This is a genomic window from Paenibacillus sp. B46(2026) (assembly GCF_056786355.1).
In genome coordinates this window covers 4404717-4419823 of sequence record NZ_CM165907.1, presented here as the reverse complement: position 1 = coordinate 4419823, position 15107 = coordinate 4404717, and the positions used below count along the sequence as shown (strand labels likewise).

Here is a 15107-nt window from a genome sequence, read left to right as displayed (position 1 = left end):
GATTAAGCGTAGATGAGATTTAAATTAACTATGTGGATACCTTCACCCAGATGAGGTTTTTGCTCGGTTACATCCATAGAGAGGAGGACAAATATGCCGTTTATTGGGGGAATCATTTTAATCTTTATCCTGGCGTTTATTCTATGGTCATTAATGTTCCCGCTATTCAATAAAATAGGTAGTAGAGTGTTGAAGAAATACAATAAATTCAAACAAGAGGAGAATGGTGATGAAAAATTCAAAGACGTTTAAAGTAGGGGCTACTGCGGTTGCATTAGTTATTATTATGGGAGTGGTACTGGTGACCTTCTTTTTAACACGAATTCCTAATGGATATGTTGGGGTCGTTTATTCACCAAATGGAGGCGTAAAAGACAGTACACTGAGTCAAGGGTGGAAACTCGTTGGAGCGTTTGATAAAGTGACGAAATATCCTATCCGAATTCAAACGGTGGAATACAGAGATATTCAGATTGCTACTTCTGACGGGAAAAATATCACAATCGATTTTGCCTACAACTACCAAGTAGAACCAAGTAAAGTATCTTCTATATTCAATACATTTGGGCCAATTAGCATTCAAGAAATTGAGGATACATATCTCAAAACACGTTTCCGTGACGCAGCTCGTAAAGGTATCTCCAAGTTTACAGTCATTGATGTGTATGGTGAAAAGTCATCCGAAGCAGGAGTGGACGTCCAACAACGTTTTTCTGATGACGTTAAAGAGTTAGGTTTTATTGTATCAAACGTTACTGTAGGTGTTCCTCAACCTGACGCTAAGACTCAGGAAGCAATCGATAAGCGTGTTGAAGCTTCTCAAGAACTGGAACGTAAAACGACTGAACTTGAGATCGCCAAGAAAGAAGCAGATCGTAAGCGTGTGGAAGCACAAGGTAATGCAGACAAACTATTGATCGAAGCAGAAGGTCAAGCTAAAGCAAATAAAGAACTTCAACAATCCTTATCAAGCCAACTTGTTCAATATGAGACCATCAAGAAATGGGATGGGGCACTTCCGTATGTAAGTGGATCAAATACGCCAATGATTCAATTGCCGACTACAAAAACAGAGCAAAATAGCAGCGCGGGGAGCGTATCTCCCTAATTAGCGGTTTGAAATGCACGCCTTGCTTTCTCACTAAATTAATGTGTTGATTCTAATGAACAAGCCGGTCCAATCGTGGGCTGACTTGTTCATTTTTGAGTCTCTTCAAAGGTACCATGAGGGATTTAGTTAAGCCTTGGCATTGGATTCGCCTGTCCAATCCTGTACAATGGATAACGACAAAAACAACGGTAGATTAAGGATGGATCAGCACGATGAGAATTATCATATCACCAGCTAAAAAGATGAAGATTGATACCGATCTTATGGCTATTGCGCAGATGCCGCAGTTTATTAATGAGTCAGAACAGCTATTGAGTCTGCTTCAAGAGTTATCCTATGACGAACTCAAAACGATGTGGAAGTGTAACGATGCAATCGCCGAACAGAACGTGGAGCGGATTCAGAATATGAATATAAAAGCAAATCTGACACCAGCAATATATGCCTATGAGGGCATTCAGTATCAATATATGGCTCCGGGTGTTTTTCAAAATGAGGAACTGGCGTATCTTCAGCAGCATTTACGCATATTATCCGGTTTTTATGGCATGTTGCGGCCTTTGGATGGGGTTACACCTTATCGGTTGGAGATGCAGGGCAAGTTGCAAGGTCCGGGCTTCAAAACGCTCTATCAATTCTGGGGTAGCAAACTCGCAGATCAGCTTCAATCAGAAAGCAACTACATCCTAAATCTAGCTTCCAAAGAGTATAGCAAAAATATTCTGCCTTTTCTGAATGAGGAAACCCGGTTCATTACTTGTGTATTCGGACAAATGGTCAATGGGAAGCTTGTTGAAAAGGCAACCTGGGCTAAAATGGCCAGAGGTGAAATGGTACGTTATATGGCAGAGCATAAGATTACAGATGTGAGGGATGTAAGAAACTTTGATCGGTTGAACTTCGCTTTTTCAGAAGAACGATCCGACGAGAGTACGTTTGTTTTCATACAAGCAGAGGGACACTAGCCTACTATACAACTTGGGTTCCTATACAAAGTCGCGCCCTTTAATGTAACAATGAGAAAAGACGCAGGGGATGTATATCCCTGCGCCTGATCAAGAATCAAATCCATGTCCAAAGCTGATGAGCTTTTGGGCTTACTTCCCGTATTCCTCATGATAGAACCAGGATAGCCAATTCCTCCAATATTCATATTACATCCTTCCTGTTAACGGACATTAATCCAAGCGGTCCACTGTGTTGGAATATTAATGGAATAGACCGTACCTACAAATTGTCCCCCTGTACTAGGCGCTTCATAAACCCAAGAATGGGCCCAAGCATCTACGACACGATCACCGTCCAAATCAATAGCTTCAGACCAGTTGTTTGTCATTGTATTGCCGGCGAGTGTGCCGTAGTGACTGCTGTCATAACCGATCTGGAAAGTAATACACTGAATCCAAGCCCCACCGTGATCATTGGTCGTGGAGAGCGGGTTGTTATTGAAGCCGTAAATTTCTTGACCGCCATTAGGAGATACGACACCGTATACATTAATGTGAGATACTTTCGGAGCAGGCGCAAACAGAACTGGGCCACCCGCATTATCAGCCTTCTTCGCTTCAAATTCAGCCTTAGCCGCTTTCACAGCTTCACGGAATTCTTTGGAATTAATAATTTCTTCCTTTGTCATAGGTTTGGCTTGAGTCACATCACCGTCTGCATAGACAGCTACATTAAATGAAAGCACTAGAACAAGAATAAGAGCTAAACTAATCAATTTTCTCATAGCAATAAATTCCACCTTTCTTGTTATGGGTATTCTTTTACAAAAACATGCGGTTCGACAAATAGACCTGCTTGCAGCTTAAAGCCTCTGGCCCTCCTCTCTTTTAAAGATGGTTCTTCCCCTTTTTTCTTTACTGAAAAAGAAATTAAGGAGGTAGAACTCTACAGGCTAGAAAACTCTATGAAGTAGGAATGTATATGTAAAATGAATGCCTGCCAATGATTATGTGTTGCAGACAAAATGTAAAACTCATTTATACGCATTGATATCTTAGCTATGGTAGGTCCTGACACACATCTTGAAAATATAAGATTCCAAAATAAATATTTAAATTGTAATATATTCCATTTATACAAACATATAGTACACCTAATCATCGGCACAAGTCAAGTTTATTCATTAATGCTATGAATTGTTAAAGTCTGCTGTTAATCGCAGTAAAATGCCGCAGTATCCTGTAGTCATCAAATTGAAGGACAACCCTCAGGAACATGTATACACATGCAGAGAGATCTTATGGGGCTGAAGGACGGATATAAATCATTCTGAGCGTGGATTCATGCAGTGAAATCAGGAGGTTAGCCGGATGTAATTGCCATTAAACTTCTGCTAACATAGTCCTATCATATCTTAGATGAGCGGTGAAAATGGATGAATACCATTAAAGTTACCCCTGAACAGTTACATCACGTATCGAATCAAGTGGATCAGGCGAGACAACAATTGGAGCATATACGGGAGGATCTCACAAGACAGATCATGTTCCTTCAGCAGATGTGGCTGGGTGTGACGCAGGAGCGTTTTTATGATGAGTTTGCACGGTCACGTCCTGTATTGCAGAAGGCGCTGGAAAGTATGGTGAACATCTCTAAGGAACTGAAGGATATTGCCACGCGATTTGAGAATGTCGATGCTGAAAAAGTGAGTCTTGGCAATGCTGTTGGCACTGTAGGTGCGGGAGCAATGATGAAGACCTTGGGAAATGATGCGGGTTTGGATGATAAGGGCTATCGGATGGCACAAGTCAATGTGTATGGGAAGCTGATGTGGATGCCTGTGAACGAGAATGGTGTTACGGATCAGGCAGCTCTGCAGGCGTATAAGAAGGATCAGGGGCATTTGGATATCAATCGGATGCAAGCTACGAATGCTGAAGCGCCAGGGGAAGATATTTATGCGATGCAGATCAAAGCCTTTGAAAATGGAATTCATCCCTTCACAGGCGAGCCTGTATCCGATAAGTATGCTCAGATGATGTTGACTTCTCTGAAGTTCAGCCAGCTATTTATGGCATTTCAGATGGTTCGCGGGAGTATGCCGGGTGGCAAAGGTCCGTTTCGCTTGCCTTCTTCTCATCCAGCTGTGGCGAAGATTAAAAAGAATTTGGAAGCGGCTGAGGCTAGGAAAGGTAGTAAGATTAAGGGGACGGGTGATGTTTCAGGGGTTAAGAGTGCAAAAGAGGTTGAGATTATTAATAAAAGGGGAGAATCTCTTGGTGAATTTGATGAAATTGACTTGAAAAAAGGCGTCTTCTATGAAGATAAGTCTGCTCAAGGTCTTAATAAAGTTAATCCTAAAACAGGACTACCTGCACAAACACCGCAAGAATTCGCGGACAAACAAATACTTACCAAAACGCGAAATCGGATTTTCGCTCTAGAGAACGCCACATCGACAAGAACAACTGTGAATGGGTCGCAGGAAATACCGGCACTTCAAGAAATAAAAGGCATTAAAGAGTTTGTTTTTAGACTAGACGGTGATACACCTAAATTGAGGCAAGCTGTTAACAAAAGCATTAATAAACTAAAAGAAGAGTTTCCTGACTACAAATTTAGTGCTACTTTTGGAGGTGAATAAGTGCATGTCAATCAGTGCTGTAATATATGAGCCGCAAAATGATTTTGAACAGAGTTTCTTTGTTCCCATTGCTACAGAATCGTTTTTTAAAGAATGTTGGCAACCTGCGATTGAAGCACTGGGGTTACAATGGACAGACCTGTTTTCATCAGGTGTTGATGTAGAGGAGGAAGATATACCGTCAATTATTGAGGAACTAATTCAAATCAAAGATTGGGCGGTAAAAAACTTAACTGAGGAAAAAAGGGATAAAATGTTTGAAAGAATAACAATTCTTCAAAATAAATTGCCCCTAGCATTTCAACGCAAAGATGCTGTTGTTTTTATAGGATAGATAGGTTATTCGTCATGTTACAGTTTGATGGGACTACCCAGGGCAGAGTGAATCCATCATTCAATCAATAACATAAGCTCTGTATAAAGACATCATCAATTGAGTTGTACGCAGGAAAAGGCTTTGGGTTCATCCCTAATTAATGTTACTCTGTTACATCGAACAGGTCGATCACTATGATTGATCTGTTTTTTGTTCCCTTGGTTCTTCTGCGTTTTTTAAGAAATGACTTGGAAACAACTGATTGGAGATACGAACATGATTAAATATAGGTATACCATTGAATATAAAGAAGATTTCAACGAAGTTATCGTGGACTTAGGCATCGATTCATCGTTAAAGAATGGTTATCTGATTAGTAATTCTTTGGGATCGGATATATTTGGAGATTTCGTCGCGATACAGGAAGAAATCGGAAACTTAATCGCATTACTGAAAGGGAAAATAACGTTAATATGAGGGTGGAGGGAATGTGAACTTAATAAAATCTGACAAGTCTTTTACAACTTTTGAAGATATCTTTGTAGAAGAAGATGAAGAGGACAGTACATGTGAAATTGAGACGTTAGAATATGGAAAGATACTACTGTTATGGGCAAAAGAGAAATTTCAGTATAAAAGCCGGCGAGGTGTTATCTTGAAAGAAGAATCGGAATTAGCATTAGAGTGGGTAAACGAAAAATATATTGAGGTTTTCGTTTTTGGTCAAAAGATCGAGCGTATCAACAATAAATTTGTAATATTTTTCTGATGAAAGTGAAATTTTTCATTATTCAGAAGTTACTGCAGTATAGTGAATTCGGAAAAACGTGTGCGATTCAACGGTTATTACTATATCAAGAAAGTAATTAATAGATCTATTACATATACCTAGTTTGTTTCACTAAATGCGCGTAAGAACCAATTCATCTGCAATACTCAATGAGTTTTCCAAAGGAATAACATCAAGAGCGCGAAATTCAAAATATAAGGAACCTTAAAAGACAAAAAAGCCTAACCCCTCAGTATCTTGAACGAGGAATTTGGCTTATGATCTTCAGCTTAAACAGCCGCGTCCGATTGGTGATTAGAATAATGATTTATTTGTCCATTTATAAGTAATGAATTTTAACATTTGCCCATTCATTTCAAATTCTTTATCACTAGTTTCAATATGCTCGAATCCGTTTTGCTCTAAAACTTTTTGAGATGCTATATTTTTGGTGGTTGTTTTTGCCTTAACTTCTTTTATATCTAAATCAACTATTGTATTGAGTAATAATTTTAATGCTTTTTTAGCAACACCTTTTCCAGTGTGGATTTGTCCCACTCTATAGCCGAGAAATCCTATTTTATCGGAATCATCAATATCAACTAAATTTATTCTTCCAAGAATCGAGTTATTTTCGTCTTTTATTAAATAAAATAAGGAGAGTCCTTTGACTTGTTCATCAAGCAGAGATGCATTCCTTACTTTAAAAACCTCAGGTATGTAATAATCATCTCCTCGAGACGGTATCATTTCTTCGAAAAAAGTTCTGTTTTCAATTTCGAATTCATACAAGCTTTCAATATCTGTGTATTTTAACTTCTTAATTACTATATTCATGAATCTTTTCCTCCAATCAACTTTAATGCAAGATACTACGAATCTATTTCTGTAAACTATAATCTGCACGACGATTTCATTTTGTTCTAATTCCTCTTTTTTCTTTTTGAATAGGTTGAAAAATATTGAACTCAATGCAATTAAGTTTCTGTAAAGCAAGTATAACATTCCTATTTCGTTATTTAACATTATCAGTGATTAATGGATATTCGAAGCCCTAGTACATTTGAGATTTTAAAATGTACGTTCGAGACAAATACTTGCCAATCGTTATTCTTGTGTTTTCCTATAATTACCTAGTACTATAGTGTTAGGACAATGTTACGTGAATGATGTTAGAGGGTCTCAGACTTGATGATTAAGCAACGGCATTTAATGAAATTAGTGAATAACTCTGTTGCTTCTTCGCTAGATCGAATGGGGTACAGAGACTGCGATTTTATATAGAAATGCTGGAATGATAAGCGTGTCAGCAACGCGAACTTCTCATTCTTCGCGGCTTCCGCGAGTACTCTTGCCCGCAGAGGCTCCATGTCTTTATCAGTCTAAAAAATGTAAATTGAGTAAGGAGTATAGCGAAGTTGACAGTTAGATAAATCTTTCATTAGCGATGTAGTAATAAAACGAAAAGTGGTGAAAATAAATGGAAAACGACAAAATTAATGAAGATTATCTGGAATTAATTGAGAATCGTTTTTATTATTCGCTTGAGGTACTTCGAGGAGACTATTTTTTTCTTAAAAATGATATCGGTTTAATAATGATTGCAAAAATAGTATATTATAAGCTTAAATCACAGCTTGATGATAATTCGGCTTGGTATGAAATATCAAGAACTAACGAAATGTATTCAAGCGGGGGATGCGATAGAGAAGAATACATGAATAGAATTGTTCATATTATTAATTTTGAAGAATCTAGAGATATATTTTTTTCGAACAGATATAGTAGCTCAGTTTTGCGCGAATTTATTTATAATATTGATTTTAACTTATTTGATAATATATATTTCACACAAAAAGTTGCAGCAGAATTATTCTATAAGTTCAACTCTAAATTGTTTTCTACAAAATACAATACTTTTTTTTCGGGATTCGAAAATGAAGAGATGTTTTCGACAATAATTCAAAAAATAATAACAATTAGTAAGAAAGAGATTATTTATGATCCTTTTATTGGTGCTGGTGGACTTCTTTATAAAGTATTATCAGATTCAAATCCAAATGAAGTTATGATTGAAGGCCAAGATATTAATGCACTTTCACTTGAAATATGTAGACTTCAATTTGATCTATTTGGGACTAAAAAACTTTTTTTAAAACATGAGGATTCCTTAATGAAATCCGATATGACGATCCGAAAATATGACAAGATTGTCACTCAGTTACCTAAAATAAATTTACATTTAACTAGGTCGGTGAGGTCAGAATATACTTCTTATGATTACTTACTTAGTTTGGTATTGTCTCAACTTACTCCCCAAGGGCAGGCATATATTATTGTTCCTAGCACTTTTCTTTTTAGTGAGTCAAAAGAAAAAAAAATTCGTGAGCAGCTAATTAATCAAGATTTAATCGAAACAGTAATTGAATTTTCTGGAAATTTATCTCGGAAAAATACAGTTAATTTCGCTATATTAATAATAAACAAAAAAAAGGAGTACTTTAAAAAAAATAAAATTCAGGTTATAGAATTTCATAAAAAAGATTATGATGAAATATCTTACTCAATAGAAAAATATGAAGAAGGTTACAATAGTAGAATAATTGACTATGATAGAATTTCAAAAAGGAATTTTAATTTGAGATTTAATTCATTTGATCCAATATTCGATGAAGTTAAGTTAATGTTACATTACAGAACTGGACAAAAATTGTGTGATATTGTAGAAGTTGTTAAACCTATGAATATCAATAGAAACCTTGAAGTGGAATCTGGGATTCCAGTAGTGAGAATCAGTAATCTAAATAGAAATTTGGATGAGATGTATTTAGATCTTAACAGTAGAGAAGGTCCAGATTATAATATTGAATTTGTAAAATACAAAAACCTCCTAAATCAGAAAGCATTAATTTTATGTATTCAAGGTAAAGATCTTAGGCCAACAATATTTGATCCACAGTATACGAAGTATAATGAAGTTGTATTGACCAATCATTGTGTAGCTTTGATTATTAAAGAAAAATTTCAAAATTCATTTTCAATAGAAGATCTATACTTCAATTTTTATAATCCTAACGTAATAAGACAAGTTGAAGCATTTAAAAGAGGAGGAATTATACAAAGAATTCCTTATAAAGACCTTTTAGATGTTGTGATACCTAAGCCTGAATACGAAAAACAAAATCAAATTACTAAATATCAAGAGCAACCGTTAAGAGAATTAGAAAAATACAAAAAAATGTATGAAGAAACACTAATTAACTTGGAACAAGAAAGGATAGCAGCAGAGAATAAAGTTGTAAATATGTTGATTCACAATGTTAGTAAACATGTATCGGTCGTAGGTCATGATATTCTAAAATTAGAAAGGTTTCTGTATGAGCAAAATTTACAGAGTTCCGTTTATGCGGAAGCTGAGACACAGCTTCATAATAATTCTCCAGAAGTTAGGAATGGCTTAAGAGAAAGAACAGAATTGATTAAGATAGGAGATATTATTAATATTACCAAAGAGAGATTGGAGTTGATAGAGAAAACTTTCTCAGATACTCAAAAATCAATAAACTTAAGTTTAGAAGATAAGGATTTTGAAAATATCGAGATAAAATCACTTTTAGAAGAAATAAAGAAAGATAGGGGGGTGAATCAACCAATACCATATTTATTGGAGGTAACAGGAGAAGAAGTTGAGTTATATATAAATAAGCAAAGTTTTAAAGAAATGATTCATTTGTTAATTAACAATGCCGAAGAACATGCTTTTAAAAGCGAAGGGGGAATAGAAAGATATAGAATAGAATTCAAAGTTATTAAATTAAATGAAGATATTATTATAGAGTATTACAACAATGGTTCAAAATTTGAATTGAGTAAAGAGGAGTTTATCTTAGCAGGAAGAAGGAGTACAGATAGTACAGGGAGTGGACTTGGAGGCGCTTATTTAAATAGAGTAATCACATCTCATAATGGGAATTTCGAAATAGGATATCCGGATCAAGGGGTAAAGTTTATATTTAAATTCAAGGGAATGGGGAAGTAATAATATGCCGATTTATGTACTATTAGTAGATGACGATATACAGTATGCAAAATCTCTGCAATCATTTTCCAAGAATGAAGGAATTGAAATGTATCATGTTAGATCATTAGATGAAATGAAAACATTTTTACCAAAAATTCACAGTGGTCTAACTGCGATTATCCTAGATATTAAAGGTCTAATCAATCTCAATGATAAATTTGACGATGAAAATTTTTTGGCATCGGCAATTACTTTTTTAGATAAAGAATATAATACTAAGCCTAGAATTGTATTAACTGGTGATGTTGAAGGTTATAAATATGTTAAGCGGTATAGAAAAAATGAGAAGGTTTATAGGAAAGGTAACGAATCGGAAAAAGAAATGTTTATTTTAATAAAAGAGATTCATGAAAATTTAGATGAAATTCAGATTATAAAAAAGTATGAGGACGTTTTTGATGTGTTTGATAAACAACTATTGCCCTTATCTCGAAAGGCCGAACTCGTTCAACTAGTTAAAAATATGGAGAAAACTGATTCAATAACAATAAAGAATTCTTTAGGCAGGATACGTGATATACAAGAAGAAATACTGTCTAAAATTAATGCTTTAAATAAAACATATCTTCCTGATCAGTATGCGTTTAACCAACGTGGTGAAATATCTTTTACGAGCTCGCATAGGTATTTACGAAATAACTCATATAGGAACGGCATTGAATTTCCAAAGTATGTTAGTGAAATTGCAATATCTACATATAAAGTTTCTTGTGAGTATGGTGTACATACTACAAATATTAGTGTAGCTTCTTCATTAAAGCCATCTCAGTATACCGTTATAAATGCTTTATTCGCACTATTTGATTTTATTAAATGGTTTAAAACAATTTTTACATAAGTGGTTGATTTTATGAATTACTCAGCTGAAAATGAAGGTTATTTAGACCTGAAACTGTACTTTGGTTTTCTACATTAGTTTTTATTCTTTTTTTTCTTTTGAAATCTAATTAGATCTTAGCGGATTTCCCGCTAAATCCGCGCCTCACCACATTCCTTGAGTTACAATCTTCCTGAGGTGACTTTACCATGAAGGATAACATGTCAAACCTGATCGAAGATTTGTTTCATGGGAACCTGCGTTTGGACGAGTCGATTCATCCTGAGCAAGAAGAGTATCAGGAGATCAATCGCCAGATATCAGATCTCATGCAGGACTACAAAACACAGCTTACCGAGAACGAATACGATGCTTTGGAGCAACTGATCGACTTGATTGGACAGTCCACATCCATGTATGTGGAAGCGGCGTTTGAGCAAGGTTTTCGTACAGGCGGTAGACTGATGATTGAGGTTTTAGCCAAAACATAAGTATTTATCTATCTACCTCATAAGCCAGCTGACAATACAAAGCAATTCAAAAATCCCCTCCTCCATTACCACCGATCAGGCTGGAATGGGAGAGGGGACTTTGCTATTAAATTATTCTTTTATCATATTACCTACCACCTACCGCGCTCCAATATTCGTACCCGATGGCGTACCCGAGCCAATCAGATCACTGCCACCCGCAAGCTTGAGGAAATTGCCCAGGACAGGCGTTCCGTCCGCGCTACGCGTTACCGAAGGCACGAGGGAGACAAAGTCGGCTGCGCTGGCGAGCAGGCCTTTGGCGTTCTCGCTTTTTTTGTTTTTCCACCAGACGTTAGTGCTGCTGACGTCGGTTCCGCTTGTTTTGTCACTGGCGCCGCCTTGGAAGGACAGGTTGTTGGTGAAGATGTGAGTGCCTTTATCAAAGGCAAAGTTGCTTTGCCCGTTGTTCCAGGAGGTGTTATTTTTCATCTGGATCGAACCGGGATTGCTGTTGTAGGTGAAGCCGTGTTTTTTATTATTAAATGCAATGTTGTTCTCAACGATATGATTTACCGCAATTTTCTCACCGCCGAGCTTGAAGCCGTTGCCATCGCTGTTGGAGGTAGAGGTGCCGTCTGATGTTGCACCGTTCGCGTAGGCGATGCTGTTGCGGATGGTGACCGCGCCGATGGCGCCTGTGTCCGTTTTGCTATACAGATCCCAGCCATCGTCCACGTTGTAGGCCGCGATACAGCCGTCGAAGACATTGCCTGGGCCTACGGTCAGTTTGGCTGCAAAACCGTCTGCATCCTCGCCGTCATCCGGGTCATAGTTGTTGTGGGAGTATGAACGAATCACTTCATTATAAGCAGGCCATTCACTCTTGGCGGCTGTGGAAGCATAACGTCCCATTTGAATACCCGTATCCCGGTTGTGATGGGCCTCGATCTGCTCCAGGCGGTTGTAGCTGCCCCCGATGAAGATGCCGTTATCTCCTGCACCCTTCACCTCAAGTCCTTTAACGAACCAGTAGTCTCCGAACATTTGCAGCCCACGATTGGTGGAAGCGAAGGCTTGGGCCGAGAAATCAAAGACCGGTTTTTCCGATCCATACGCCACCAGGTTTTTGCGTTGGCTCGATGTGCCGCTGTTGCCACGTTCAATGGTAATCGTTTGGGAGAAGTTATAGGTGCCGCCGCGCAGATAGATGGTTTTGCCTGGGGCGATCTGGGTCAATGCGTTAGCCAGTGACGTTGGACTGTTGAGGGTTCCCGGATTGCTGGCTGAGCCGTTAGGCGCGACATAGAGATCACCCGCAGCAAGTGTCACACTTGAGGCAGCGGCGGCTTCTGAAGGATTATTTTGCAAGCTACTCTCGATCAGTTCCGCCGCACTAACCGACCCACCACCAATCAATAATAGAGGGAACGCGGCGCTCAGACAGATATGGGCCATTTTGGATTTGAGGGAGCGTTCCTTCAGAGAACGTGCAGATCGTGCAGATACATGAGTAGATGTGGATGGGAATAATTTCATTACGTAGACCTCCTTGGTTAATTGGGAATAGAATGAAGCGTGAGTGGTAGCCGTGTGCCAGACAGTTAATAAAATGGATAAGTGATCACGTCTGGCTTGATACAATCCATATGGCTCAGATTCATGGTAAATGTTGTAAACGTTATCATCAATAATCATTTGATCAGATGGATCTATATATAGGCAGGTCAGGCGTGGTCGCTCCCAATACCTGTGATTTCACAGGTTACATGTAATCCTGACATTGGCTGATAGACCTGATTTAACGATGAATCATCTGAAATGAACGTAGAGAAGCACGCTTTTGCAACCCCCAAGGCACGAGACTCACCCCTAATCCACCCAAATGAACTTCGGCATATTCAAAAAATGAGCAAAACGCATCCAATGAGGGAGTATGATCCCTACCATTCAACGAAATGATGGGAAATCGTCGAAAAATGGAAAAGCCCCATAGCGGCTGCCAGAGGTAACCAGGCTATTGGGGCGATGTTCAATGTGATGTTCTCCGAGCATTTAAGAACTGTCCTTCATTGCAAGACTCATCAAATCAAGAACTGTCCCCCATTAACCAAACGCCGGGACTTATCGATCCAAACACTGTCATGCATTTATACCTGAGCCTTGGCTCAGCGATCCAAACGCTGTCCATCTACCTTAATAACCGTCCGTCTCACGGCTGCGTTTCTCCGCTTGCTCCACGCTTGGTTCATGCTTCGGTTGCACCGTTGTACTATCATCGGTTGGCACTGAGGCCAGCCCTTCAGAGACGCGCCGACCGTAATCGGCATCAGCTTGGGTAAAATGAGAGATCATGCGCTCCCGGATATCCGGTTTGCATTGCGCCAAAGCCTCGACCATGTTGCAGATCAGCTCATCCCGCTCCCAATCCTCGAACGCCCGGTACGTATCACCCGCTTGTCCGAAGTCATTCGTACGCTCAAGCTTCTCGCGGACAAGTCGGCCTTCCACCAGTGGTTCATGATCCTTGCCACGTGGGGCTGCTTCCTTTAAGCCACCAAGCGACGAAGGTTCGTAATTCACATGCGGATTCTGACCTGGTGCACGATCCACCTGATACTGCATCTGACCGCCGCTCTGATTGGTTGCCACCCGGTTCTTCGGCGCATTCACAGGCAATTGCAGATAGTTCGCACCCACCCGGTGACGCTGGGTATCCGAATAAGAGAAGGTGCGTCCTTGAAGCAGCTTGTCATCTGAGAAATCCAGCCCGTCCACCAATACACCAGTGCCAAATGCCACTTGCTCTACTTCATTGAAATAATCCTCGGGATTACGATTCAATGTCATTTTACCCACAGGTAGAAAAGGAAACTGCTCCTGCGGCCATAGCTTGGTCGGGTCCAGCGGGTCGAAGTCCAGCTCCGGATGCTCGCCATCCTCCATGACCTGAACGCACAGCTCCCATTCGGGGTAATCTCCTTGTTCAATCGCGTGATACAGATCCAACGTCGCATGGTTGAAATTCAGGCCCTGAATCTCGCTGGCGTCTTTTTGCATCAGGTTGCGTATGCCTTGTGTCAGCGGTTCCCAGTGGTATTTGATGAGCACGCCTTTGCCGTCCTGGTTCACCCATTTGTATGTATTGACACCGGACCCCTGCATCTGGCGATAATTCGCCGGAATGCCCCAAGGGGAGAAGAGGAATGTCACCATATGCGTCGCTTCGGGACTGAGCGAGACAAAATCGAAAAACCGCTCCATATCCTGTGCGTTGGTTAGCGGGTCGGGCTTGAAGGCATGTACCATATCCGGGAATTTGAGCGGGTCGCGAATGAAAAAGATTTTCAGATTGTTACCCACCAGATCCCAGTTGCCATCTTCGGTATAGAATTTTACAGCAAACCCGCGCGGGTCCCGCAGGGTCTCCGGTGAATGCCCACCGTGAATAACGGTCGAGAAGCGAACGAACACGGGCGTTTGTTTACCTTTTTCCTGAAAAAGACGTGCACGTGTGTACTTGGATACCGGTTCATCTCCGGCTGTACCATACGCTTCAAATACGCCATGAGCGCCAGCACCACGGGCATGCACTACCCGTTCCGGAATGCGCTCGCGGTCGAAGTGAGTGATCTTCTCGAGAAAGTGATAATTCTCCAGTGTAGTCGGTCCCCGACTGCCAACGGTCCGCACATTCTGATTGTCCGTGATGGGATGACCTTGTCGATCCGTTAATGTCTCGCTTGTCTTGTCTGAAGAATGCTCAGGTTGAGAAGACTGATGATTCATGGAGTAGAGCACCGCCTTTCCTTAAAGTGGATTCCTGTATATATTTTCCCTGAAAATTGGTTCTATACATTGAACCTCATAAATAACCTAGCAAAAAAAGCTTGTCACCCGCCTCATGACGTGAGATAATTAACTTTTGCCCAGCGGCCTTTTTTGAACGGG

General features: G+C 39.6%; 13 protein-coding genes. 9 read left to right on the top strand and 4 right to left on the bottom strand.

All coding sequences use genetic code 11. From position 1 onward, the window contains the following. The first annotated feature begins 93 nt into the window (after window positions 1–93). The 3 genes from AC1S8V_RS30510 to yaaA all read left to right on the top strand — a co-directional run bounded on the left by AC1S8V_RS30510 (window position 94) and on the right by yaaA (window position 2076). Window positions 94–252: a hypothetical protein gene (locus AC1S8V_RS30510; RefSeq protein ID WP_488656668.1), complete on the top strand. Its 159-nt coding sequence runs from the start codon at window positions 94–96 to the stop codon at window positions 250–252. Further along, window positions 230–1108 carry a prohibitin family protein gene (locus AC1S8V_RS19785; protein ID WP_482070437.1) on the top strand — a complete coding sequence of 293 codons (879 nt, stop codon included), beginning with the start codon at window positions 230–232 and terminating at the stop codon, window positions 1106–1108. The genes AC1S8V_RS30510 and AC1S8V_RS19785 overlap by 23 nt, the downstream gene beginning before the upstream one ends. Before the next feature lie 215 nt (window positions 1109–1323). Continuing rightward, a complete protein-coding gene (gene yaaA / locus AC1S8V_RS19780; RefSeq protein WP_482070436.1) occupies window positions 1324–2076 on the top strand; it encodes a peroxide stress protein YaaA in 753 nt (250 codons plus the stop codon). Window positions 2077–2279: 203 nt separating this feature from the next. On the opposite strand, the gene AC1S8V_RS19775 is transcribed toward yaaA, so the two are convergent. Beyond that, window positions 2280–2843, bottom strand: a complete 564-nt coding sequence (locus tag AC1S8V_RS19775) for a DUF4879 domain-containing protein (RefSeq protein ID WP_482070435.1) — start codon at window positions 2841–2843, stop codon at window positions 2280–2282. Window positions 2844–3494: 651 nt separating this feature from the next. On the opposite strand from AC1S8V_RS19775, the gene AC1S8V_RS19770 reads away from it, so the two are divergent. The 3 genes from AC1S8V_RS19770 to AC1S8V_RS19760 all read left to right on the top strand — a co-directional run bounded on the left by AC1S8V_RS19770 (window position 3495) and on the right by AC1S8V_RS19760 (window position 5788). Continuing rightward, entirely contained in the window at window positions 3495–4703 is a 1209-nt protein-coding gene (locus AC1S8V_RS19770; protein WP_482070434.1) for a WXG100 family type VII secretion target, read from the top strand. Window positions 4704–4707: 4 nt separating this feature from the next. Continuing rightward, window positions 4708–5037, top strand: coding sequence for a hypothetical protein (locus tag AC1S8V_RS19765; protein WP_482070433.1), 330 nt, complete (start codon window positions 4708–4710; stop codon window positions 5035–5037). A gap of 472 nt (window positions 5038–5509) precedes the next feature. Next, window positions 5510–5788, top strand: coding sequence for a hypothetical protein (locus tag AC1S8V_RS19760; RefSeq protein WP_482070432.1), 279 nt, complete (start codon window positions 5510–5512; stop codon window positions 5786–5788). 315 nt (window positions 5789–6103) lie between these two features. Here the strand turns inward: AC1S8V_RS19760 and AC1S8V_RS19755 are convergent, their stop codons facing one another. Beyond that, on the bottom strand, window positions 6104–6625 hold the full coding sequence (locus tag AC1S8V_RS19755) for a GNAT family N-acetyltransferase (RefSeq protein WP_482070431.1): 522 nt from the start codon (window positions 6623–6625) through the stop codon (window positions 6104–6106). Between the two features lie 643 nt (window positions 6626–7268). On the opposite strand from AC1S8V_RS19755, the gene AC1S8V_RS19750 reads away from it, so the two are divergent. The 3 genes from AC1S8V_RS19750 (at window position 7269) to AC1S8V_RS19740 (ending at window position 11177) form a co-directional block, all read left to right on the top strand. After that, entirely contained in the window at window positions 7269–9827 is a 2559-nt protein-coding gene (locus AC1S8V_RS19750) for an N-6 DNA methylase (RefSeq protein WP_482070430.1), read from the top strand. Window positions 9828–9831: 4 nt separating this feature from the next. Beyond that, window positions 9832–10707 carry a hypothetical protein gene (locus AC1S8V_RS19745; RefSeq protein ID WP_482070429.1) on the top strand — a complete coding sequence of 292 codons (876 nt, stop codon included), beginning with the start codon at window positions 9832–9834 and terminating at the stop codon, window positions 10705–10707. Window positions 10708–10895: 188 nt separating this feature from the next. Further along, on the top strand, window positions 10896–11177 hold the full coding sequence (locus AC1S8V_RS19740; RefSeq protein ID WP_482070428.1) for a DUF6809 family protein: 282 nt from the start codon (window positions 10896–10898) through the stop codon (window positions 11175–11177). Between the two features lie 138 nt (window positions 11178–11315). Here AC1S8V_RS19740 and AC1S8V_RS19735 read toward each other — a convergent pair whose 3' ends face one another. Both AC1S8V_RS19735 and AC1S8V_RS19730 read right to left on the bottom strand, forming a co-directional pair. Beyond that, on the bottom strand, window positions 11316–12695 hold the full coding sequence (locus AC1S8V_RS19735) for a right-handed parallel beta-helix repeat-containing protein (protein WP_482070427.1): 1380 nt from the start codon (window positions 12693–12695) through the stop codon (window positions 11316–11318). Between the two features lie 657 nt (window positions 12696–13352). Then, window positions 13353–14945 carry a catalase gene (locus AC1S8V_RS19730; protein WP_482070426.1) on the bottom strand — a complete coding sequence of 531 codons (1593 nt, stop codon included), beginning with the start codon at window positions 14943–14945 and terminating at the stop codon, window positions 13353–13355. Between the last annotated feature and the right edge of the window lie 162 nt (window positions 14946–15107).

Excerpts from the sequence above, each read along its gene's own strand:
- AC1S8V_RS30510 (WP_488656668.1), top strand. The coding sequence starts at position 94 with ATGCCGTTTATTGGGGGAATCATTTTAATCTTTATCCTGGCGTTTATT.
- AC1S8V_RS19785 (WP_482070437.1), top strand. The coding sequence starts at position 230 with ATGAAAAATTCAAAGACGTTTAAAGTAGGGGCTACTGCGGTTGCATTA.
- yaaA (WP_482070436.1), top strand. The coding sequence starts at position 1,324 with ATGAGAATTATCATATCACCAGCTAAAAAGATGAAGATTGATACCGAT.
- AC1S8V_RS19775 (WP_482070435.1), bottom strand. The coding sequence starts at position 2,843 with ATGAGAAAATTGATTAGTTTAGCTCTTATTCTTGTTCTAGTGCTTTCA.
- AC1S8V_RS19770 (WP_482070434.1), top strand. The coding sequence starts at position 3,495 with ATGAATACCATTAAAGTTACCCCTGAACAGTTACATCACGTATCGAAT.
- AC1S8V_RS19765 (WP_482070433.1), top strand. The coding sequence starts at position 4,708 with ATGTCAATCAGTGCTGTAATATATGAGCCGCAAAATGATTTTGAACAG.
- AC1S8V_RS19755 (WP_482070431.1), bottom strand. The coding sequence starts at position 6,625 with ATGAATATAGTAATTAAGAAGTTAAAATACACAGATATTGAAAGCTTG.
- AC1S8V_RS19750 (WP_482070430.1), top strand. The coding sequence starts at position 7,269 with ATGGAAAACGACAAAATTAATGAAGATTATCTGGAATTAATTGAGAAT.
- AC1S8V_RS19745 (WP_482070429.1), top strand. The coding sequence starts at position 9,832 with ATGCCGATTTATGTACTATTAGTAGATGACGATATACAGTATGCAAAA.
- AC1S8V_RS19740 (WP_482070428.1), top strand. The coding sequence starts at position 10,896 with ATGAAGGATAACATGTCAAACCTGATCGAAGATTTGTTTCATGGGAAC.
- AC1S8V_RS19735 (WP_482070427.1), bottom strand. The coding sequence starts at position 12,695 with ATGAAATTATTCCCATCCACATCTACTCATGTATCTGCACGATCTGCA.
- AC1S8V_RS19730 (WP_482070426.1), bottom strand. The coding sequence starts at position 14,945 with ATGAATCATCAGTCTTCTCAACCTGAGCATTCTTCAGACAAGACAAGC.